This is a genomic window from Streptococcus iniae (assembly GCF_030732225.1).
In the GTDB taxonomy this organism is placed as follows: domain Bacteria; phylum Bacillota; class Bacilli; order Lactobacillales; family Streptococcaceae; genus Streptococcus; species Streptococcus iniae.
On sequence record NZ_CP132230.1, the window covers coordinates 367,145 to 387,165 of the forward strand.

Consider the following 20,021-nt stretch of genomic DNA (forward strand, 5'->3'; position numbering starts at 1 on the left):
TCTGAAGACAAGCAGGCATAGAGCTTTCAGTAAAACGGCTTGTGTCGTCCAAGATTGACTGGTGATGTTTACTATCTTTTAAAGCATTATGTGCTATAATATCCACGTCTCTTTGAGCAGTCTATCTATTATTATTTTACGAGCGAGTTTGTTCTTGCTCTTTTTATAGTTCTCTGATGAAACGGTAATGAAGTTCAATGGTGACTGGGTGGTTTTTGCCACTTCCAATTGGCGGTAAATGAAGTCGTTTGGTACTTTTTAGTCCTACGAACGGTAGTTTCTTTAACTTTTTCATAAAAAATCTCCTTTCGAGAAAAGGACAGTGTTTTTTGAGGGAAATGGAACTCAATAAGCGATGGGAAGATTATGAAAACGGTCTCGAGATATGCTATAATAGAAGCAGAAAATAAAATAAATTCGATTTCTGAGCGAGATGAAGCAAGAAGCTTGGTTGATGATGACTGTTATCGCATTGTCGGATTGCCGTTCTTTGTTAAGAAAACTTTGAGAGGTTTATAAATCATAATGGAAAGTTTTACAATTGAATTTGAAGCTGATTCGGAAGGCTACTTTACTTATGAGTGCCCATTTTGCGAAGAACAGTTTAAACTATTAGCTTCCGAAGTGCAAGATGAAGATTTTGAACTCGAGGAATTATTTTGTCCGTATTGCGGATTAGTTGATGGTTCTGATAAGTTTTATTCAAAAGAAGTATTAGCCTATATTCAAAATTTTGTTGAAGAATGGATGATTAGCGCTGTAAATAAGAGTTTTGGTTCAATAAAAAGTTCAAAAAATTTTAAGGTTGATTTCAAGAAGATAAAACATAACTCCATTGCTAAACCATCTGAAATAGATTCCGTTGAGGAAGAATTTACTTGTGAGGTGTGCGAAAAACATGAAAAAGTTTTATTTAGTGCAGGTGCTTCAAAAGTTTTCTGTGCTTACTGTGGAGGTGATTTATGATGGAAGAATTACAAAAATATAGGAAAATCAGTTTAGATTTCAGAAGAAATTCATCAAATATGTTGAATACAAAGTATAGCGACGGTCTACTATATCTCATTAGATTTAAAGAATTTATTGACAAGAACGATATTATACGTCAAATTTTAGAAGACATATGGACTGATTTACCGAAAGATTTTAATGAAGAGCTCGTATCGGAAGATAATAATTCAGGGTGGAGAAATTTCAATATTCCCATAGATGAATCGAAACATTTAAAACTCTGCTACGATTATTTGAATAAAATTATAGAAAATAATGATGATCTAGCTGGATTATCTTCTACATTTTTCTTAACTTCTTCTAAAAAGTTTAATGATAAAATACGGGAGTTTTTGAAGAAAGCATTCAAGCCATTAGTTGACTATATAAATGACCAACTTTCTCAAAAAATAATGGAACTAACTGGAGTAAATCAAGCCATGTCTCAAATTACACAAAATATTGAAAATAATTATGGAACAGCTTCTGCGGTTGGGGCTGGAACTATATCATCGGTAAATAATGTGTCTGTGACGGATGTTGAAACAGTAAAAAAACTCTGCTCAGATATTTTGATAGACTTAGCTGGATTAAATATGTTTTCAGAGGATGATAAGGAAATTATTATTGATGATATTGAGACGATTCAATCGGAAGTGTCTGCCGATAGTCCCAAGAAGATAAAGCTCAAGAAAGCTTGGAATTCAATTCATGGATTTATTCCTAAGATCCCAGCGGGGCTAGGTATTACATTACAATTCATGGAACTGGGTGAGAAATTATCTACATTCTTCTTTTAGTGCTACTATTGTCTCTCAGTATGAGAGATATAAAAATCACGGGGATATCGTGATTTTTATGGTTATAGGATTTGCATTGATTTGGACTGCTGTTTGATCTGTGCTATAATAGTCCTATGAAAACAAATGAAACGATTGAAACAAACGACATGGTCTATGGTGTTCATGCTGTCACAGAAAGTTTGATAGCAAACACCGGTAATAAACTCTACATTCAAGAAGACTTACGTGGCAAAAATGTTGATAAAATCAAAGATTTAGCTGCAGAAAAAAAAGTCTCTATTTCTTGGACCCCTAAAAAAACCTTATCAGAAATGACTGATGGCGCAGTACATCAAGGCTTCGTTTTGCGTGTGTCTGAATTTGCCTATACAGAACTTTCTGATATCATTACAAAAGCAGAGAGCCAAGAAAATCCTTTACTTCTAATTCTTGATGGCCTCACAGATCCTCATAATTTTGGATCTATCCTGAGAACTGCTGATGCTACTCAAGTTACGGGTGTCATTATTCCTAAACACCGCGCTGTCGGCGTCACACCAGTTGTTGCTAAAACTTCAACTGGTGCAGTTGAATATGTTCCCATTGCACGTGTGACAAACCTCAGTCAGACACTTGATATCTTAAAAGATAAGGGCTTCTGGGTTTTTGGGACAGATATGGATGGCACGCCGTCCCACCGCTGGAATACTGCTGGCAAACTTGCCTTAATTATTGGCAGTGAAGGTAAGGGGATTTCACCCAATATTAAGAAACAGGTAGATGAGATGATTACCATTCCAATGGCTGGTCATGTACAAAGTTTAAATGCAGGTGTTGCGGCAGCTGTGTTGATGTACGAAGTTTTCCGTAATAAACAATAAGTATGAAAAAAAGAATTCTATTGGTTGATGGCTACAATATGATAGCCTTTTGGCAGGAAACTAGACAACTCTTTAAAAGCAATCAATTAGATCAAGCAAGAGAAGTCTTATTGACGAAGCTCAACAATTACGCCCATTTTGCTAAGACGGAAATTACCTGTGTCTTTGATGCTCAATTTGTACCAGGGGTTAGACAACGCTATGATCACTATATGGTAACCGTCATCTTTACGGAAGAAGAAGAAACAGCCGATGCTTATATTGAACGCATGGCCACAGAGCTTAATACTACTTTGAATCTCGTTGAGGTAGCCACAAGTGACCTAAATGAGCAGTGGACTATTTTCGCTCAAGGTGCTCTTAGAGTGCCTGCTAGAGAGCTTGAAAGACGGGTCAATACAGTCAAATCCGATTTGGATAAAATGTCACAAGACATTGAATGGCAAAAACCTAAAATTAGGCCATTTGAAGGTAGTCAGATGGAAAAACTGCAAGATTTTTTAAAAGATTTATAAAAGGAACTCGCTTTTTGCGCGTTTTTTTGTTAAAATAAAAAAACTTTGACAATCAAACAAAAATCACACATAAGGAACTACAAATGACTTTTAAATTAATGACGGATTCAGCCGCAGATCTTAATGAGGACTGGATCAATGCTTACGCTATTTTCCGCTTAGGGCTTACTGTTGAAATGGATGGAAACGTATATGAAACCTTTGGTGAAGATGCGCTGACAACCGATTTTCTTTTGAATCAAATGAAAACTGGTAGCCAACCTAAGACAAGTCAAGTCAATGTCGGGCAATTTGAAGAGGCTTTTCGAACATTTGCAAAAGAACAAAAAGAAGTGCTTTACATTTCCCTTTCGTCAGCTCTTTCAGGGACATATAATAGTGCTCTTATGGCGCGAGACATGGTTTTAGAAGACTATCCAGATGCCAAAATCACTATTATTGATAGCCTTCTTGCAGCTGGAGGCCAAGGCTTATTGGTATTGATGGCAGCAGAAGCGCGTGCTAAAGGCTTTAGCCTAGACCAGACAGAAACCCTAATCAGAGACAGTCAATCACGCCTGCGTGCTTATTTCTTAGTAGATGATCTCTTCCATCTGATGCGTGGTGGCCGTGTCTCTAAAGGAGCTGCTATTTTGGGAAGCCTAGCTTCCATAAAACCTCTGTTAAAAATTGCAGGAGATGGCCAATTAACACCAATCGCTAAAATCAAGGGCCGTAAAAAGGCTAAAAAAGAATTAATGCAGTTGGCTCTATCTGATTTGTCTGACAAACGACTTGTCGTTGCTTATAATGGCACAGCCGACAGAGCAAATGAACTCAAAGAAGAACTTCTAGCAGAAACAGAAGTGAGCCAAGTCTTACTCTTACCAATTGGTCCAGTAATCTCAGCACACTTAGGAACAGATGCCTTAGCAGTCTTTGTCATCGGAAAAGAACCAAGACAATAATAACAAAAAGGATTGCAAAATAATCCTCTTTGTATTTGTAAGGCACTTGATAAGAGTTTAGACGCCCTTTTTTGGGAATCAAAATAAGCTCTGTGCTTTTGTTACAGCTCTGCTATTTTAAAAAAGAAAAGTAAAAAAAAGAGCTAAATTTTCAAAGTAAGTTCCAGCTCCTGTAGGAGCGGAATTTAGCCTGATAAAAATTGATAAAACCAGTGGAAATCCGTCTCAAAGTAAGTTCCACTGGTTTTTATCATGACCGATTTTATAAGCTTTTAAACCATCTTTTCTCAGAAAAAAGTGTACACAAAATCCCTTAATCTGAAAGCGTTTCAGATTAAGTTCCGCTATGGTGGAAGTTAGTGTGAGACGTTTGAGGGAATTAGATTTATATTTTTATATTAGATTTTGTCTTTCAAGAGTATCGGAGATTGGCAGACTTTCGCTGCCGGAATTTTAGTAATGCCAAGTAGACTGGCGACATTTTCTCCATATGTAAAGCAGAATAGTTCATAAGCAGACTTTCCGTTTAGAGACTGCCTTTTCACGCTGTTGATATGCGATAGGGTTAGATTGATATCTTCTTGAGTTAGCGTATCAAATGATGTTCCTTTGGGAAGTATATCTCTGATGAGGGTATGATTCTTCTCGATTCTAGCTTTTTGGTCAGAACGGTTTGGGTCACAGAATGAAAAGGCAACACTTTTCTGTACAACATTTATAAAGTGTTTTTCTAGGCAATTAATCTTTTAGTCATTGGTGTTTGGTAGTTGAGACTACCATGAATGCGGTGGTAATTCCACCAATGAACATAGTCTTTAGTCTTAAGAACTAGTTCTTCCAGCGATTGAAAGGTTTCTTGATAAACAAATTCAATTTTGAAAGCACGATACGTACTTTCAGCTACGGCATTGTCATAAGGACAACCAGCCTGACTAAGCGAACGTGTGATTCCAAAGGCTTCCAATATTTCATCAATTAACTGATTATCAAACTCTTTGCCACGATCTGAATGGAACATCTTGACTTTGGTCAGGGCGTAAGGGATGCTTTGTATGGCTTGCTTAACGAGTTCAGCGGTCTTGTGCCAACCAAGAGACAGGCCGATGATTTCACGGTTGTATAGGTCAATGATGAGGCAAACATAAGCCCAACGATTGCCTACACGAACATAGGTTAAGTCAGTGACTAAGGCTTGTAGTGGTCTTTCTTGCTTAAACTGCCTGTCTAAGTGGTTGGGAATAGGGGCTTCATTCTTGCCTCTAGAATGTGGTTTGAAGGTGGCTTTCTGATAAACAGAAACCAAATTGAGTCGCTTCATAATGCGTCGAATCCGACGCCGTGAAAGTGTGATACCTTCGTTATTCAAGCATATTTTGATTTTTCTGGATCCGTATCTGGACTCGCTCTCGAGGAAAATTCTTTTAATAGTTTCTTCAAACTCCGTTTCAGATACTGACTCCACGGCTTGATAGTAATAACTTGAGCGTGGCATATTCAGCCAGCGACACATCTTTGAAATGCTGTATTTAGCCTTATTAGCAGTGATTATTTCCCTTTTTGTGCCATAATCACTGCCGCTTGCTTTAGGATATCTAATTGCATTTCGAGTTCTTTATTGTGTTTCCTGAGTTCAATTAGCTCCCGCTGTTCATCTGTCAGATTATCAACAGACTTGAATGAACCAGTTGTTTTGGCTTGTCTAACCCACTTATCGAAGGTGGAAGGGGTTAGCTCGTATTCCTTGATGAGGCTGCTACGCTTTCTACCAGCATTGTAAAGGTCCACAATTTGTTGCTTAAAATCATCGGTGAAGTGACGACGTACTTTTCTAGACATGGTTTTTCTCCCGTTTTTCTTAAGTGTAGAACACTTTATAATTTCTGTCTAGTTTAGTGTAACCTATTCAAGTTGTTCGTAGTTTTTCTGAGCTTGCTTAGCATAATAGAAGATTTTCTTGTAACCGCAGTTGATTCTCCTTTTTGGGCACCCATTACAAACATAGGGAGCTTTTTTCAAGAGGGGACAATCTAGACAGTTCTTAGAACCATCTCTGAATTGCTTATTTCGTTTGACTTCCTTAGCGATTGTAGTAGGGTCTTTCTGGAGTTTTAGTCCAATGGATTTAAAGGTTTCTCCTCTATCCAAACCTGATTGAACGTCGTTACGGTCTGAGAGGGTTAAGTGTTTATGTTTTGTCAAGATAGATATTCTCATTTCTAACTCAAACGTCTCAGACTTAATTCCACCATAAAAATCCTTCTCACACTAACTTCCGGTTTTGGAGGGCAGACGGAACTTACTTTGAGAAATTACAAGTAAAAAAAAGATAAGTAAAGAAGTTTAAATGACTTGACGTAAGGGCTAGTAATTTGATATTATAGTAGGCGGTATTGTTTACCCCATTTGAAAGGCCCCGGAACCTTCCAAATACCTTCGGTGGGACGGAACACCCACCACACTGTAAACAAATATTACGAATTCGTATAGGAGAAATCATGAACAAAACAACTTTCATGGCTAAAACAGGCCAAGTTGAACGCAAATGGTACGTTGTTGACGCAACTGATGTGCCACTTGGACGTCTTTCTGCAGTAGTTGCTAGCGTACTTCGCGGAAAAAACAAACCAACTTTCACACCACACACTGATACAGGTGACTTTGTGATTGTTATCAATGCTGAAAAAGTTAAATTAACTGGTAAAAAAGCAACTGATAAAATCTACTACACTCACTCAATGTACCCAGGTGGATTGAAACAAATCTCAGCAGGTGAACTACGTTCTAAAAATGCTGTTCGTTTGATTGAAAAATCTGTTAAAGGCATGCTTCCACATAACACTCTTGGACGTGCACAAGGTATGAAATTGAAAGTCTTCGTTGGAGCTGAGCACACACATGCTGCACAACAACCAGAAGTACTTGACATCTCAGGACTTATCTAAGAGGAAAGGAGCATTATATAATGGCACAAGCACAATATGCAGGTACTGGCCGTCGTAAAAACGCTGTTGCACGCGTTCGTTTGGTTCCAGGTACTGGTAAAATCACAGTTAACAAAAAAGATGTTGAAGAATACATCCCACACGCAGACTTACGTCTTGTTATCAACCAACCATTCGCAGTGACTTCAACTGAAGGTTCATACGACGTTTTCGTTAACGTAAATGGTGGTGGATACGGTGGTCAATCAGGTGCGATCCGTCATGGTATCGCTCGCGCATTGCTACAAGTAGACCCAGACTTCCGCGATTCATTGAAACGCGCTGGACTTCTTACACGTGACGCACGTATGGTTGAACGTAAAAAACCAGGTCTTAAAAAAGCCCGCAAGGCATCACAATTCTCAAAACGTTAATATTCAGTTATATCAACGTTTCAAGGCACTTTGCAAGTCATTGCAAGGTGTTTTTTTTATTTTAAAGAAGTTCAGCATCACAGACTATGGGCTGTAGATTTAATATTATTTGTAGGATAAAATGAAGGAAATACTAAGTTGAGTTGATAATAAAAAATAATGCTTTAATGGTGGTGATATTATGGGGGTGTTTGTAATATATAGCTATTAAATAATTGTTTTCTAATGGTAAAGTGTTATAATTAAAAAAATGGAAAATGAGATAGTTATGGTAACTGCACCACTTGTAAACAGAAAACCTTATACAAGTCAAATTGTTACAGTAATTAATAATGTCGAATAAATTTAGGTAAATAAATTATTTGGATAAATTGATGATATATTTGAGGAGATGGTAAAATGAATAAAAGGTTACTAGGTATTGTTGCAATACTAGTTATTTTAATAGGAGGTGGAGTTGCGATGAAAAGTATATTTACTGGAGAAGAGATTCCAAAAGATAATTCATCAATAAGTTCAAAAGACAGAGATAATGAATTGAAGATTGAAACAGAACTCGCAAAAAAAATAATTAGTGAGTACGATGGTGTAAAAAAAATTGAGTTTTCTAATTGGGGGCATTCAGAAAAGACTGGAATTTACTCGAAAATGGCTACAATAAATAATGAAGATCAGATTTCATACTCATTTGATGATAATAAGTCTATAAATTCTCTAAGAGGATATGTAACAGATGATGATATGTATGTTATAAAAAGAAAAGAATTATTGAATATAGGGAAAATTGATTTAAGCAAGTGTTCAATTACATACTCATTTAGAATGAAAGAGTGAAATATGGTATCAGACGGATTAAATAATTTTTTTGCAGGACAGCTTTATAATATTGATCCATCTGTAGCAAAATCAAATAATGAAAAAGTTGTCACCGAAAAATCAAAACTTACTGATAGTACTACGGGTAAAGAGTATAAAGTCATTGAAACAAGAAATAATCCTTTAAACGGCATGCAAGCTATGGCAGTTGCACCACTTGTAAATGGAAAACCAGATACAAGTCAAATTGTTATAGCATACGCTGGTACTAATTCTTCTGATAGAAATGATATAAATACCGATTACCAGTCGGTAGTTGTTGGTAATAAAAAACTACAAAAGCCTCGTAATGAGATTGTTGATGGACAAGTTGAATCTGCTTTAGCATTTGCAAAAGATATCAAAGATACTTATAAAGAAGCTTCGATTTCTACAACAGGTCATTCCTTGGGAGAATATCTTGCAATGATTATTGCTGCTGAGAACCACTGGTCGAATACAGGTTTCAATGGACCTGATGGATGGAATAACCTATCACCTCAAGCAAAGGAATGGGTGCTTGCGAACTCTGAAAAGTTTAAAAATTTTAGAAATAGTGAAGATATTATTGGCCTAGTTAACGGTAATCAAATGAGAGCTGGAATTTCAATTGATATGGGGATTGATGGTGATTATAGTAAGATAACTGAGATATTTGGCGAATACTTAAAACACCATGAGATTACACAGTGGAAGTTTGATGAAGATGGTAACATCATCATTCCTAAAAATGGGAAAAATGCAGAAGCGGTTTTAGTTTACGAACAAAAAATAAAACAGCTTAAATATGAAGAAACAAACAAGGAAATCAGTCAGTTACGAACAAAGTTCAGAAAATCTGGTGGAGGGCTTTCATCTCAGGAGAAAATTTATTTGAATGATGTACTAGCTCTAAATGTTGTTTCAACAGTATCGTCTGAGTTTCATTCACTATTAGCTAGTTTAGGGCAAATTTATAAAGATGGAATAACAGAAGCTGAGGAACTTTGGGATAGTACACTTGAACAGTCAAAATCAATAGGAACGCACTTAAATGAAACTGAGATTAAAGAAGCTTTGTCTCATGTTGGATTCACTGAACAAAGAGTAGTTACTAGTCAGAAAGAGAAGTTCGCCGAGAAATTATCTAAAGTAAATGGGATGACTCACAAATTTGATGACCTTCAATCATCAATTAAAGCAAGTATCAATAAGTTAGTAGCTGCAGATGACGCTTTGGCTAAGGAAATTTCTGCTTAGGAGGTATCGCTTTTGACAAAAGTGGATGATATTTTTTTACATTACCAAAAAGAACGATTGAAATTAGAAGAGCAAGAAGATGAATTGCATTTGAATTCCAAAAAAGGGGAGCAACTTATCGATGATTATTTTGCAAAACTTAACTATGTTTTTAAAAGTGATACGGAGGCTGATTTTGAAGGTAGAGAGTATGCCCTAAGAAAAGGACAAATGCTCTTTGCCAAATTTGAAGAGTTGGTTGAAAATGAACGATTGAGATTGGCTAAGTCTTACGATGCATTAGAAAAAGCCTATCAAAAAGAAATGCTTTCGATTTCTGAAGATGAGAGGAAATAATTGAATGGGATTATTGGATAAACAATTAGAGGAACTTCGTAAGGAACTTGAAAAAGCAATGATTGAAGGTATTGGGGTAAAAGCAATAGCTACCAGCTATTATAATAAAGCAAAAATTAAAGTAAAAGAATCCGAAATTGTTGAAGAAGCAAAAAATTTTATGACAAATAATGCAACTTCTATGGAAGAAGCAGTAAAAGGAAAGTTTGGGACTAAAATAAAAGAATCTCTTGAATCTCAGAAGAATCTTTTAAATGATTTGTAAGGCCATAAATGCTAGAAATAATAATTACTTTTCCTCCACTTTAAAAGCTCCGAAAACTAAATTCTTGATAACACCTCCACTATTAGAGGAAACCAGGTCTAAGAAAGCCCGTAAAGCAAGTCAGTTCTCAAAACGTTAATTGGAAAGAATTGGAGATTATATGGAACATTCCTCTTTGGGATGTTCTTTTTTTATTTTAAAGAAGTTCAGCATCGCAGACTATGGGTCGTAGCTTCAACATTGTTTGTAAGAAAAAAATGAAGGAACATTAAATTGAGTTAATAATTAAAAAAATAATGCTTTAATGATGGTGATGTTTGTAATCAATAACTATTAACTATTTTTTTCTAATGGTAACGTGTTATAATTAAAAAAAAATAGAAAATGATATAGTTATGATAGCTACACCACTTGTAAATGGAAAACCTGATGCAAGTTAAAATGTACAGTAATTAATAAATTTAGGTAATGAATTATTTGGATAAATTGATGATATATTTAGGAGATAGTAAAATGAATAAAAAGATGATAACTTTTATAGCAATTATTATCGTGATTTTAGGAAGTGGGTTTGCAATGAAGAGTATATTTACAGGTAAGGAAATTAAAAAAAATAATGAGATTAATATTATTCATAAAGAAGAACAAGATAGACTTAAGAGGTAGTGTAAAATATCTTGTGTAAACACAAAAAAGGAATAAATCCTGTATAGTAGAGTTACGACACTTCACTAGAAAGAGATTTATTCCCATGACTCAGTTTACCACAGAATTACTTAACTTCCTAGCGCAAAAACAAGATATTGATGAATTCTTTCGATCCTCTTTAGAAATAGCTATGAATGATCTCTTGCAGGTTGAACTATCAGCTTTCCTTGGATATGAGCCATATAAAAAAGAAGGTTACAATACAGGTAATAGCCGTAATGGGACCTACTCTCGACAGTTTGAAACGAAGTATGGCTTAGTCAATTTAATCATTCCAAGAGATCGAAACGGCGAGTTTTCACCAGTTTTATTACCATCTTATGCTAGACGAGATGACCACTTGGAAGAGATGGTGATTAAACTCTATCAAACTGGCGTTACGACACGCGAAATCAGTGACATTATTGAGCGCATGTATGGTCACCACTACAGTCCAGCAACGGTGTCAAATATCACAAAAGTGACTCAAGAAAGTGTCACTGCCTTTCATGAGCGTTCCTTTCAAACTAACTACTCAGTCTTGTATCTAGACGGAACTTACTTACCCTTGCGACGAGGTACGGTCAGTAAAGAATGTATTCACATTGCACTTGGTATCACGCCTGAAGGGTATAAATCAGTTCTTGGCTATGAGATTGCCCCTAATGAAAATAATGTCTCTTGGTCAGATCTTCTTAAGAGGCTACAAAATCAAGGACTTAAGCAAGTTTCTCTAGTTGTTACAGACGGGCTTAACGGTGTGGATCAAATCATCCAACAAGCCTATCCAATGGCTAAACAGCAACGGTGTCTGGTTCACATTGGTCGCAATATCTCCAGTAAGGTCAAACGAGTAGATAGGGCACCTATTCTAAATCAGTTCAAGCAGATTTATCGTGCCACAAATTTACAGGAGGCTATTAAATTATTGGAACAATTTGTTTCTGAGTGGAAACCTCGTTACAAAAAGGTTATGACATCACTTGAAACAACTGAAAATCTCCTAACTTTCTATCAATTTCCACATCACATTTGGTCTAGTATTTACTCTACAAACTTGATTGAATCACTCAATAAAGAAATCAAGCGACAAAGCAAGAAGAGGGTGGTTTTTCCAAATGAAGAAGCCTTAGAACGATGCCTTGTAAGTATTTTCGAAGACTATAACATTAAGTTCGGAGCTCGTATTCATAAAGGATTCGGAGTATGTTTTGACACACTTGATAGCTTATTTGACTAATATTCAAAAACTCTACTCTTGTGTTTACACAAAATTATTGACAGTATCACTTAAGAATTATATATTAAAAAATATTATACTTACTAAGAATGAAAAAATTAAAAAAATAACATTTATTCAGTTTGAAAAAGACGATATAGCTGGCAACTGGCTTATAACTGTAAAAATTAATAATAAATATCTCATGTCATTAAGTGAGGATAAATTAGGGGGACAGATACGAACTTCTGGGTATTCGTCAAATGAGTTAAAAGAGAAGAAGCTATCTAGCTCTGAAATAAACAACGAAAATATAGAAGTTGACTATTTTGAAGGAGAGTATATTCGGTTTTAGAAATTTTCCATGGCCTATCATTTGTACTATTGGTATTTGTAACACAGGAACTTTTTGACTCTTTAAATCAGTCAGTAAATCAAAAAGATGTCAAAACTAGTTTACTTGCTATATTGATTTTATTTACTTGCGGTTTGCTTAGTCAATTATTGAACGGCATAACCAATTTTTTAGCCAATTATATAAAAAATAGTGTTATTGGTAAAATAGCTGGTTTAACTCAGAAAAAAGCAAGTAGAATAAAACCTATTGAGTATGAGCGTTCTCAATACTTAGATGATATTGAAAAAGCAGTTGAAGGGATTAAAAGTTCCTGTGATCTAGCTCAAATAATATTATCGGTGTTCTTTTTCTACATTCCTTATTTTACATTTATGAGTATATATTTATTCCAACAATCTAACATACTTGTTTTTAGTGTTTTATTAGTTTTTATTCCAGTAGTCCTTGGACAATTCGTTAAATCCAAATACTCTTATGAGTTAAATGAAAATATATCAAATGATAAAAGAGCATCAAGAGAATTCGAGAAAAGCTTGGTCGATTTAAAAAATGTTAAAGAAGTTCGTTTGTTTGGTGCGAGTCAATTTTTTTTCGCTAAACTAAAAGAGACAATTTTACGGATTAATGCAGGGATTCTAGACAACAGTAAAAAAAATCTTCGGTTATCAATTTATTTGAATCTAATTAGTATACTTGGCTATGTCATATTGCTATCAATGTTATTTCTTTTAACGATTAGAGGGGAAATTTCAATTGGAGCATTTGGAGCCATTTTTGCCTCAATTGAAACAATGTTTATTATAATGGATGAAATTATCAATGACAGTTTAGGGGAAATTAGTGAGAAATCAGGTTTAATTGTACACTTGGTTAATTTTATGGCCATACCTGAGAAAAGCACACAAGAAGGAAGCCCATTAAATAAAAACATAGCATTAAAAAATGTTTCATTTCATTATCCTGATACAGATAGAAATGTAATTGAAAATATCAATTTACTTATCACTGAGGGGGAAAAACTTGCGGTTGTAGGTATAAATGGCTCGGGAAAAACAACTTTAGTAAAATTATTAACAGCCATTTTTGAACCCACTGAAGGAACAATTTTGATTCACGGTATGGATACAAGCAAGATAAATCCCAATAGAATCTATAACCGGTATGCAATTGTTTGTCAAAAATTTAACCGTTACAAACTGTCTTTAGAAGATAATGTTCGAATTGCAAATTTTGAAGATAAGAAGAAAGACTATAAAGCAGCACTCCGTAAAGCATCATTTAAGGTCAATGATAAGAATATTGATGGAGATACCATTTTATCTAGAGAATTTGATGGAATTGATTTGTCTGGAGGACAGTGGCAAAGGATAGCCTTATCTCGAGCATATTTTAGAGACCGGGAAATAATTATTTTAGATGAACCAACCTCTGCTATTGATCCAATTGAGGAAACGCAGTTGTATCATCAATTTTTCTCCCTTTCTGAAAATAAAACTTCTATTATCATCACTCACAGATTAGGCTCTGCCAAACTAGCAGATAGGGTTATCCTGATGGATAAAGGAAGAATCATTGGTGACGGAACTCATGAAGCGTTACTGATGACTAATCATCACTATAAGAAAATGTGGGACGCACAAGCCCGTTGGTATGTCAGGTAGTCTTGTCGGAAAGTTTATTAACAAGATTTGCTTTTGTTTTGGCTCTGTTTTGGTATAATGTTTTTTAATAGATAAGCCGTGGCATTTTAGTGCTTCTGGTTTGTGTTCATTTCAGCTAAAGGAGTTTGTGGCGATGTTTGTTTATGATGAGAAGACGAATACTATTGAAACAGAAGCATTGTTGTTAAGGCAGTTTGTTTTGGAGGACAGTCAGTCTGTTGCTATAATTTGCAATAGTGATCAGGTTCAAAAAGGGACCCTTTCCTTGCCGAAACCTTATACTCCAGATTCAGCAATAGCTTGGATTGGTAGTCATAAGTCACGTTGTGAGCAGGACAGTGCCTATAACTATGCCATTACGGATAAGAAGACTGGCCAACTGTACGGTTCTGTAAGTTTAGTGAGATATCCTAAGACAGACTTGGCTGAACTGGGTTACTGGATAGATCCAGAAGTTTGGAACAAAGGTATCGCTACCGAGGCAGCTAAAGCAATGATTAATTATGGATTTCAGATAAAAAACTTGCATAAAATTACGGCAAAACATTTTCTTTATAATATGGCATCAGGTAAGGTTATGGTGAAAGCTGGCATGTCAAAAGAAGGGGATCAAAAGCAACAAGTCTTAAAAGATGGTAACTATGAAGATGTAGTCCATTATGGAGTGCTTAACTCCGAAGTCTTATAGAGAGAAATTAAAGTGTTCCTTGAGGAATGCTTTTCCTATTGCATTGTGTTGTGAGCGAGAATTGGTATTCCTTTAAGGGTCAGTAAAATTAAAAAGAGTCTAAAATTAGAAACGAAAAGCTGATTTGAAAACTATTAGGGCTGTTTTGCATTAATTTCTCTTATGATTTTTAAATATTTGTTATAATGTAATTGACATAATGTTTTTAAATTAAAAGAGGATAAAAGGGTTAGGTTGTGAGAAAAAGGAAAACTTATATCATTTTAGCGCTAATCGTTGTAATAGGGGGGATTGTCATGAAACAGTTATTTGCCAGTCATGCAGACTTGGATAAAAAAATAGAGCAAGATAGAATAGCGAAGTACATTAACGACTATGTTTATTTAGCTGATGGCGAAGTCATCACAGACATCGCTTTTACGGATTTTGAGAAAAATGAGATGACAGGCTCTTGGATGATTACAACAAAAATTAACGGCAAGTATGATATTAGTTTTTCAGAAACTACTATGGGAGGAAAATTGCGTGCCTTAGGTTATTTTCCAAATGAAATCGATGTAAGAACTGAAAAAGAAGTGGGGCGCAAGGATTTTGAGGCCTTAACAATTACCTATGTTGAGGTAAACTAAATGCCTACAGATCAAGATTATAGATATTTAGCAGAAGATAGTTACAATATTGACTCAAAATTACTTAAACAAACCCTACAAGAAGGTCAAATTGTCGGAAATGGCCGGTATATTATTGTCGATAAACCTGTTGATAACACTCGAAATGGTATGCAGGCCATGGCTGTTGCTCCTATTTTAGAAGGCACAAAAGATCGACCAGACCTTAGCCACATTATTATTGCCTTTGCTGGGACAAATTCTAGTGATTTTCTAGACCTTCAAACAGATCTTCAAATGATAGGTGCAGGTGCAACAGAAACTTTAACAGATGTTAAAACAAGAACATTGCAAGATTCTCAAGGAAAAACTGCATTAGAATATGCTAGGCAAATTGCTGCAAAATACCCGAAAGCTGCCATTTCAACAACGGGACATTCACTAGGACAATCTCAGGCCATGTATGTGGCCTTAAAAAACGGCTGGCTAAATGTCGGTTACAATGGACCAGATATCCATCACATGCTGACGCAAGATGGTATTAAATACATGATGGATCATCCAGAACAATTTAGAAATTATCGCAATAAGTATGATCTGATTGGAAATATCACTGGAAATAAAACACAAACAGCTATTTATTACAATGGAATAGAAGGTTTGTATGGGCCATTAAAGGTGCACAGTTTAAACAATTGGAAGTTTGACCAGGATGGAAATGTCATTGACAGTAATGGTAAGCGGCTAACTCCAAAATTGACAATTGCCTTAGCACAGACAACAGTAGAAACCTTTCGTATAACGCAATTAAAGAAACGGTTAGCACAAGATGGTTTATCCGAAAATGAGACCATATTTTTAGATGCTGAAGAAGCTTTTTCAATCTCTAGGGGACTTGTTTCAACTGCAGAAACAGCTTTGGCAGAAATGACCACTTCGGTTAACGCAAGCATGCAAAAAGCAGAAGAGCTTTTTCGAACCACCAAGTCAATGCCAAAGGGAGTAACAGATTTAACGGAGGCTGAGTTATCAGAAGCCTATGCAGCAGGAGGAGTGACTTACGACAGTATTGTAGCAAAAACAAGTGAGCATTTTGAGGCAAAAATAGCACAAGCACAAGCTATTGTGACGGCATATAATACCTTAAAAAATCAGATTGATACAGGTATTGATAGGATGCTTGCTCAAGATAGTGTTTTAGCTGGAGACTTTAAAAAATGGAAAGCTTAAATCAGATATCGGAAAAACTTTTAAACAAGCGTGTAGAATTGGAAACCTTAGAAGACAGTTATCACCGATCAAACAATAATCTGGCAGAACAAGTTTATGATTTGGAGCAAAAACGTTCTGATTTGGAAAATCTTCTTCAAGAAACCTATGAAACAACCAGCTATGACTTGAGGCAAGATGATTCTGTCAATGAAGAATCCTTTATGGCAATGAATCAGATTTTTACCTTTTTTCAAACGGAGTTGGATGAGGAATTTACTAAAGAATACAGGATTTTATTGGATCAAGAAGAAGAGCTGAGACAGGAATACCTGAAAAAACGGCAAATCCTTCAAGACTCAGTAGAGCAATTGCAACAAAAGAATACAGCATATAAACATTAAAAGAAGGAGAGCGACAATGAGTGTTGTTGGAGAATTTTTTCGAGGGAAAACGGAGTTGAATACTGTTAAAAAAGAACTTGATAAAGCACTAGTTACAGGTGTCCATGCCCCTCGCCTTAAAAAAGATATTGGAATACTGGTAAACTCAGGTGATGGTGATATTACAGCAATAGCAGGAAGTGCCAGAAGTAGTATTACAGCCCTAGCACTCCAACTGGACACTGCTCTAAAAGGACAATTCAAAAGAAAAGTAGATGCAGCAATTGAGACAACTATTAGCCACTATGACCAATTTTAAAAGGGTTACTGAGGTCTTTTTTTGGCAATTATGACAATGACTTGTTTTTTAGGTCTTTTGTTACTAATAATTAGTGATATGTTACAAAGCATGTGTTTTATGTCAGTCATAAGTCGGTTTCTTTAAATAACATTTGGAGTGCTTTTTTTCCTTTTTATTTATGGTAGTATGGTTTTATCATAAAATGAAAAGGTAATGATTTTAAAGATGAATAAGAAATTGTTTTTAGCGTCAACATTTGCTTTAACGATGTTTGCAGCTGGAACTGTCCAAGCTGATGAAATGCCATGGACTGCCAGATCGGTTGAAGACATTCGTGCTGATTTAGTGGCAACAGCTGATGGGCAAACATACAGCATTAAATATGGAGATACCCTTAGTTCAATTGCTGAAGCAATGTCTATTGATGTTAATGTATTAGCTCAAGTGAATCAAATCAGTAATATTGATTTGATTTTCCCAAATACAAAATTGGTAATGACTTACGATCAGAATAAGAATCTTGCAAGGATTGAAATTCAGCCAGCTGCACCAACAAGTACACAGGCACCACAATCAGCGACAGTGAACCTTGAAACTAATCAAGTGGTTGTTGATAACACTGCACATCCTTTAGAAGATGTGTCATCGCAAACACAAGTAGCACCAGAAACACCTCAAGCACAAGTAGCACCAGAAACAAGTGCAGTGGATGCGAGCGTTTCAGCACAACCATCTGTAACTGAACCGGTATCAGAAGTGTCAGTTGAGGAGACAAAAGCAGCTGAAGTAGCACCAGAAGCACCGGCAGAAGAATTACCGGCAGAACCAACGATTACAAGTGAAATGGTAGCTACAAAAGCATTAGGAAGTGTGTCTGACTATGGTCAACCATCTGCTTACCAAGCCCCTGTTGATGTGCCAGAAATGACTCCTGTGACACCGGCACCTGCTGCTCAAGTAGCTCCAACACCATCGCTTAATACCACTGGTCTTCAACCTCAAGCAGCAGCTTACATGAATGAAGTTGCTGGAATTTATGGCATCACTCATTTCAGCACTTACCGCCCAGGTGATAGTCAAGATCATGGAAAAGGTTTAGCAGTTGACTTTATGGTGCCAGTAAGTTCTGTTCTTGGTGACCAAGTTGCAGATTATACCATTGCCAATATGGCATCACGTAAGGTATCTTATATTATCTGGAAACAACGTTTCTACTCACCATATCCAAGCATTTACGGACCAGCTAACACGTGGAACCTAATGCCGGACCGGGGCAGTGTCACAGAAAATCACTATGATCACGTTCACGTGTCCTTCAACCCATAAATAAAAAAATCAGGTCTATTCTTGCTTTCAGATTGAAGTGCCAGTCCATTTTGGACACGTTCTTCAATCTTTTTTCTTGTCTTTTGTACTATCATGGGCAATATAGAATATATGGGAAATGGGTCTTCTTGCAACAAATGGCGGTCTTTCATTAGAGAGTTCCTTTTTAATACTAGTCTTGCTTGGTTTTAGGATACAATCCTTATGATGTTTATTTCCTTCACAGGTCCAATACCTTAGTGTAGTGGACCTTTTGCCTATTCTTTTTTAGTTATAATCTTATCAGAAAAGTTGGTTAGAAGCCCTTGTTATATTTCTCATTCAAATACTTTTCCATGGCTTTGTAGCAGGCATATACGAAAGCAGTAAGCAGTATGTAAATCCAAAATGGTATCGTTATTTTTGGGAGTTGCATTACTATTCCAAGTAGAGGAGTAAAGGCAATAAGGATATAGGCAAAAATACCATAAAAAATGATGCTTTTCTTTTGCGTTTTTTTATTGTCTGTGTAGGTGCTGTTGATAATGAGAGAAACCAACTTGGTGGCTAAAAAAGCAATTAAGACAGCCATGACGAAATCGATGACTGTAAGTTGTACAGCAGCTATTACTTCTTTATGAATGATAAATTGACCTAATATATAGTTTAACAAATCGCGACCAAAATAAATTAGCATGAAAATTACCATTATCATAACTCCCAGCTGCAGATTATTCAGCTGTTTTTCTTTCTTAGTCATGTGAGGTGCTGCTGCCATGACTTGATCCATAAACAAATGCTTGTCCTCACCAAAAACGTCATCTAAAGTCGCTTGTCTTTCTTGCCCATCCAACAAAAGTGTCACCAAATCATTACGAATCAATTCCTGATGATAGGGATTAATCTCAGCTCCTCTCAAGCAGATAATCATATTAGTGTAAGCCTCTTGATGTGTCGCATGAATTCCCTTCTCTAAAAGATTGTTTTCTTTTTGCAGTTTTTTCACCTTATGCATCTTTATCACCTGAACTTTCTTTCTGTAATAATTGGTCTAACGCATTGCTGAGCAGGGACCAATTGTTTTTAAAGCCAGCTAGTTGTTTAATGCCAACAGCTGTTAATCTGTAATACTTCCTTTTAGGACCCTGTGGGGATGGTTTTTGCTCCCCTTGAATGCATTGACTGCTCTGCAATCTCAAAATAATGGGGTAAATTGTTCCTTCAGAAATCTCTCCGAAGCCGTAGGCTTCTAATTTTTTAGAAATTTCGTAGGCATAAGTTTCTTCCTGATGAATAATTTCAAGAATAGCCCCTTCAAGTAGGCCCTTTAACATTTGTGATGGAATCATTTCAAAAACCACCTCCTGACTACCTTGTTATACAAGTTACTGATTTGACTATATTGTAATGCAAGGTAGAAGACTTGTCAAGGATTTA

At 35.9% G+C, this 20,021-nt stretch carries 24 protein-coding genes and 2 pseudogenes; 21 read left to right on the top strand and 5 right to left on the bottom strand.

Features of this window, described 5'->3' with window-relative positions:
- Nucleotides 1-525: 525 nt before the first annotated feature.
- The 5 genes from Q9317_RS01895 to Q9317_RS01915 all read left to right on the top strand — a co-directional run bounded on the left by Q9317_RS01895 (nucleotide 526) and on the right by Q9317_RS01915 (nucleotide 4,115).
- Nucleotides 526-966, top strand: coding sequence for a hypothetical protein (locus tag Q9317_RS01895; RefSeq protein WP_003100713.1), 441 nt, complete (start codon nucleotides 526-528; stop codon nucleotides 964-966).
- Nucleotides 963-1,790, top strand: a complete 828-nt coding sequence (locus tag Q9317_RS01900; RefSeq protein ID WP_003100714.1) for a hypothetical protein — start codon at nucleotides 963-965, stop codon at nucleotides 1,788-1,790. Before Q9317_RS01895 ends, Q9317_RS01900 begins: the two co-directional genes overlap by 4 nt.
- Before the next feature lie 116 nt (nucleotides 1,791-1,906).
- The gene (gene rlmB, locus Q9317_RS01905; RefSeq protein WP_003100715.1) at nucleotides 1,907-2,653 is read left to right on the top strand and encodes a 23S rRNA (guanosine(2251)-2'-O)-methyltransferase RlmB; all 747 of its coding nucleotides are present in this window, start codon (nucleotides 1,907-1,909) and stop codon (nucleotides 2,651-2,653) included.
- A 2-nt stretch (nucleotides 2,654-2,655) separates the two neighbouring features.
- Complete coding sequence (locus tag Q9317_RS01910) at nucleotides 2,656-3,168, top strand: NYN domain-containing protein (protein WP_016355814.1); 513 nt, start codon at nucleotides 2,656-2,658, stop codon at nucleotides 3,166-3,168.
- An 83-nt stretch (nucleotides 3,169-3,251) separates the two neighbouring features.
- Nucleotides 3,252-4,115, top strand: coding sequence for a DegV family protein (locus tag Q9317_RS01915; RefSeq protein ID WP_003100722.1), 864 nt, complete (start codon nucleotides 3,252-3,254; stop codon nucleotides 4,113-4,115).
- Nucleotides 4,116-4,513: 398 nt separating this feature from the next.
- Here Q9317_RS01915 and Q9317_RS01920 read toward each other — a convergent pair.
- The 3 genes and pseudogenes from Q9317_RS01920 to Q9317_RS01930 all read right to left on the bottom strand — a co-directional run.
- Nucleotides 4,514-4,801, bottom strand: a pseudogene (locus Q9317_RS01920) (IS30 family transposase); the annotation flags it as partial.
- A 44-nt stretch (nucleotides 4,802-4,845) separates the two neighbouring features.
- A protein-coding gene (locus Q9317_RS01925) for an IS3 family transposase (protein WP_089180059.1) occupies nucleotides 4,846-5,951 on the bottom strand; the annotation gives its coding sequence in 2 pieces (ribosomal slippage) (nucleotides 4,846-5,675 and nucleotides 5,675-5,951; 1,107 coding nt in all).
- A gap of 72 nt (nucleotides 5,952-6,023) precedes the next feature.
- Nucleotides 6,024-6,314 (bottom strand): annotated as a pseudogene (locus Q9317_RS01930) (helix-turn-helix domain-containing protein); the annotation flags it as partial.
- Between the two features lie 296 nt (nucleotides 6,315-6,610).
- Between Q9317_RS01930 and rplM the strand changes: the two are divergent.
- The 16 genes from rplM to Q9317_RS02010 all read left to right on the top strand — a co-directional run bounded on the left by rplM (nucleotide 6,611) and on the right by Q9317_RS02010 (nucleotide 18,605).
- On the top strand, nucleotides 6,611-7,057 hold the full coding sequence (gene rplM / locus Q9317_RS01935) for a 50S ribosomal protein L13 (protein WP_003100730.1): 447 nt from the start codon (nucleotides 6,611-6,613) through the stop codon (nucleotides 7,055-7,057).
- Nucleotides 7,058-7,077: 20 nt separating this feature from the next.
- Nucleotides 7,078-7,470: a 30S ribosomal protein S9 gene (rpsI, locus tag Q9317_RS01940; protein ID WP_003100732.1), complete on the top strand. Its 393-nt coding sequence runs from the start codon at nucleotides 7,078-7,080 to the stop codon at nucleotides 7,468-7,470.
- Between the two features lie 399 nt (nucleotides 7,471-7,869).
- Nucleotides 7,870-8,304 carry a hypothetical protein gene (locus tag Q9317_RS01945; RefSeq protein ID WP_003100734.1) on the top strand — a complete coding sequence of 145 codons (435 nt, stop codon included), beginning with the start codon at nucleotides 7,870-7,872 and terminating at the stop codon, nucleotides 8,302-8,304.
- 3 nt (nucleotides 8,305-8,307) lie between these two features.
- Entirely contained in the window at nucleotides 8,308-9,564 is a 1,257-nt protein-coding gene (locus Q9317_RS01950) for a hypothetical protein (protein WP_305981569.1), read from the top strand.
- Nucleotides 9,565-9,585: 21 nt separating this feature from the next.
- The gene (locus Q9317_RS01955) at nucleotides 9,586-9,900 is read left to right on the top strand and encodes a hypothetical protein (protein WP_225111325.1); all 315 of its coding nucleotides are present in this window, start codon (nucleotides 9,586-9,588) and stop codon (nucleotides 9,898-9,900) included.
- 4 nt (nucleotides 9,901-9,904) lie between these two features.
- Nucleotides 9,905-10,165 (top strand): hypothetical protein, encoded by a 261-nt coding sequence (locus Q9317_RS01960; RefSeq protein ID WP_003100745.1) that lies wholly within the window; start codon nucleotides 9,905-9,907, stop codon nucleotides 10,163-10,165.
- Between the two features lie 513 nt (nucleotides 10,166-10,678).
- On the top strand, nucleotides 10,679-10,831 hold the full coding sequence (locus Q9317_RS01965) for a hypothetical protein (protein ID WP_183121191.1): 153 nt from the start codon (nucleotides 10,679-10,681) through the stop codon (nucleotides 10,829-10,831).
- Between the two features lie 85 nt (nucleotides 10,832-10,916).
- Nucleotides 10,917-12,092, top strand: a complete 1,176-nt coding sequence (locus Q9317_RS01970) for an IS256 family transposase (protein ID WP_003099060.1) — start codon at nucleotides 10,917-10,919, stop codon at nucleotides 12,090-12,092.
- On the top strand, nucleotides 12,085-12,426 hold the full coding sequence (locus Q9317_RS01975; protein WP_304482256.1) for a hypothetical protein: 342 nt from the start codon (nucleotides 12,085-12,087) through the stop codon (nucleotides 12,424-12,426). Before Q9317_RS01970 ends, Q9317_RS01975 begins: the two co-directional genes overlap by 8 nt.
- Nucleotides 12,427-12,455: 29 nt before the next feature.
- Entirely contained in the window at nucleotides 12,456-14,090 is a 1,635-nt protein-coding gene (locus tag Q9317_RS01980; RefSeq protein ID WP_016355817.1) for an ABC transporter ATP-binding protein, read from the top strand.
- Nucleotides 14,091-14,223: 133 nt separating this feature from the next.
- The gene (locus Q9317_RS01985) at nucleotides 14,224-14,778 is read left to right on the top strand and encodes a GNAT family N-acetyltransferase (RefSeq protein WP_003100750.1); all 555 of its coding nucleotides are present in this window, start codon (nucleotides 14,224-14,226) and stop codon (nucleotides 14,776-14,778) included.
- Nucleotides 14,779-15,074: 296 nt separating this feature from the next.
- Nucleotides 15,075-15,407, top strand: a complete 333-nt coding sequence (locus Q9317_RS01990) for a hypothetical protein (protein WP_003100756.1) — start codon at nucleotides 15,075-15,077, stop codon at nucleotides 15,405-15,407.
- Entirely contained in the window at nucleotides 15,408-16,616 is a 1,209-nt protein-coding gene (locus tag Q9317_RS01995) for an alpha/beta hydrolase family protein (protein WP_003100758.1), read from the top strand.
- The gene (locus Q9317_RS02000) at nucleotides 16,604-16,999 is read left to right on the top strand and encodes a hypothetical protein (protein ID WP_003100760.1); all 396 of its coding nucleotides are present in this window, start codon (nucleotides 16,604-16,606) and stop codon (nucleotides 16,997-16,999) included. The genes Q9317_RS01995 and Q9317_RS02000 overlap by 13 nt, the downstream gene beginning before the upstream one ends.
- 16 nt (nucleotides 17,000-17,015) lie before the next feature.
- On the top strand, nucleotides 17,016-17,297 hold the full coding sequence (locus Q9317_RS02005; RefSeq protein ID WP_003100761.1) for a hypothetical protein: 282 nt from the start codon (nucleotides 17,016-17,018) through the stop codon (nucleotides 17,295-17,297).
- Between the two features lie 207 nt (nucleotides 17,298-17,504).
- Nucleotides 17,505-18,605 (top strand): LysM peptidoglycan-binding domain-containing protein, encoded by a 1,101-nt coding sequence (locus tag Q9317_RS02010; RefSeq protein WP_016355818.1) that lies wholly within the window; start codon nucleotides 17,505-17,507, stop codon nucleotides 18,603-18,605.
- A 295-nt stretch (nucleotides 18,606-18,900) separates the two neighbouring features.
- Here the strand turns inward: Q9317_RS02010 and Q9317_RS02015 are convergent, their stop codons facing one another.
- A complete protein-coding gene (locus Q9317_RS02015; RefSeq protein WP_003100764.1) occupies nucleotides 18,901-19,599 on the bottom strand; it encodes a hypothetical protein in 699 nt (232 codons plus the stop codon).
- Nucleotides 19,592-19,933, bottom strand: a complete 342-nt coding sequence (locus tag Q9317_RS02020) for a PadR family transcriptional regulator (protein WP_003100767.1) — start codon at nucleotides 19,931-19,933, stop codon at nucleotides 19,592-19,594. The genes Q9317_RS02015 and Q9317_RS02020 overlap by 8 nt, the downstream gene beginning before the upstream one ends.
- Nucleotides 19,934-20,021: the final 88 nt, after the last annotated feature.

Bases quoted from the DNA above. Each gene is read 5' to 3' on its own strand.
- Q9317_RS01910 (WP_016355814.1), top strand. From the start codon at position 2,656: ATGAAAAAAAGAATTCTATTGGTTGATGGCTACAATATGATAGCCTTT.
- Q9317_RS01985 (WP_003100750.1), top strand. From the start codon at position 14,224: ATGTTTGTTTATGATGAGAAGACGAATACTATTGAAACAGAAGCATTG.
- rlmB (WP_003100715.1), top strand. From the start codon at position 1,907: ATGAAAACAAATGAAACGATTGAAACAAACGACATGGTCTATGGTGTT.
- Q9317_RS01895 (WP_003100713.1), top strand. From the start codon at position 526: ATGGAAAGTTTTACAATTGAATTTGAAGCTGATTCGGAAGGCTACTTT.
- Q9317_RS02020 (WP_003100767.1), bottom strand. From the start codon at position 19,933: ATGATTCCATCACAAATGTTAAAGGGCCTACTTGAAGGGGCTATTCTT.
- Q9317_RS01995 (WP_003100758.1), top strand. From the start codon at position 15,408: ATGCCTACAGATCAAGATTATAGATATTTAGCAGAAGATAGTTACAAT.
- Q9317_RS02015 (WP_003100764.1), bottom strand. From the start codon at position 19,599: ATGCATAAGGTGAAAAAACTGCAAAAAGAAAACAATCTTTTAGAGAAG.
- Q9317_RS01900 (WP_003100714.1), top strand. From the start codon at position 963: ATGATGGAAGAATTACAAAAATATAGGAAAATCAGTTTAGATTTCAGA.
- Q9317_RS01915 (WP_003100722.1), top strand. From the start codon at position 3,252: ATGACTTTTAAATTAATGACGGATTCAGCCGCAGATCTTAATGAGGAC.
- rpsI (WP_003100732.1), top strand. From the start codon at position 7,078: ATGGCACAAGCACAATATGCAGGTACTGGCCGTCGTAAAAACGCTGTT.
- Q9317_RS01965 (WP_183121191.1), top strand. From the start codon at position 10,679: ATGAATAAAAAGATGATAACTTTTATAGCAATTATTATCGTGATTTTA.
- rplM (WP_003100730.1), top strand. From the start codon at position 6,611: ATGAACAAAACAACTTTCATGGCTAAAACAGGCCAAGTTGAACGCAAA.
- Q9317_RS01990 (WP_003100756.1), top strand. From the start codon at position 15,075: ATGAAACAGTTATTTGCCAGTCATGCAGACTTGGATAAAAAAATAGAG.
- Q9317_RS02005 (WP_003100761.1), top strand. From the start codon at position 17,016: ATGAGTGTTGTTGGAGAATTTTTTCGAGGGAAAACGGAGTTGAATACT.
- Q9317_RS02010 (WP_016355818.1), top strand. From the start codon at position 17,505: ATGAATAAGAAATTGTTTTTAGCGTCAACATTTGCTTTAACGATGTTT.
- Q9317_RS01970 (WP_003099060.1), top strand. From the start codon at position 10,917: ATGACTCAGTTTACCACAGAATTACTTAACTTCCTAGCGCAAAAACAA.
- Q9317_RS01950 (WP_305981569.1), top strand. From the start codon at position 8,308: ATGGTATCAGACGGATTAAATAATTTTTTTGCAGGACAGCTTTATAAT.
- Q9317_RS01960 (WP_003100745.1), top strand. From the start codon at position 9,905: ATGGGATTATTGGATAAACAATTAGAGGAACTTCGTAAGGAACTTGAA.
- Q9317_RS01945 (WP_003100734.1), top strand. From the start codon at position 7,870: ATGAATAAAAGGTTACTAGGTATTGTTGCAATACTAGTTATTTTAATA.
- Q9317_RS02000 (WP_003100760.1), top strand. From the start codon at position 16,604: ATGGAAAGCTTAAATCAGATATCGGAAAAACTTTTAAACAAGCGTGTA.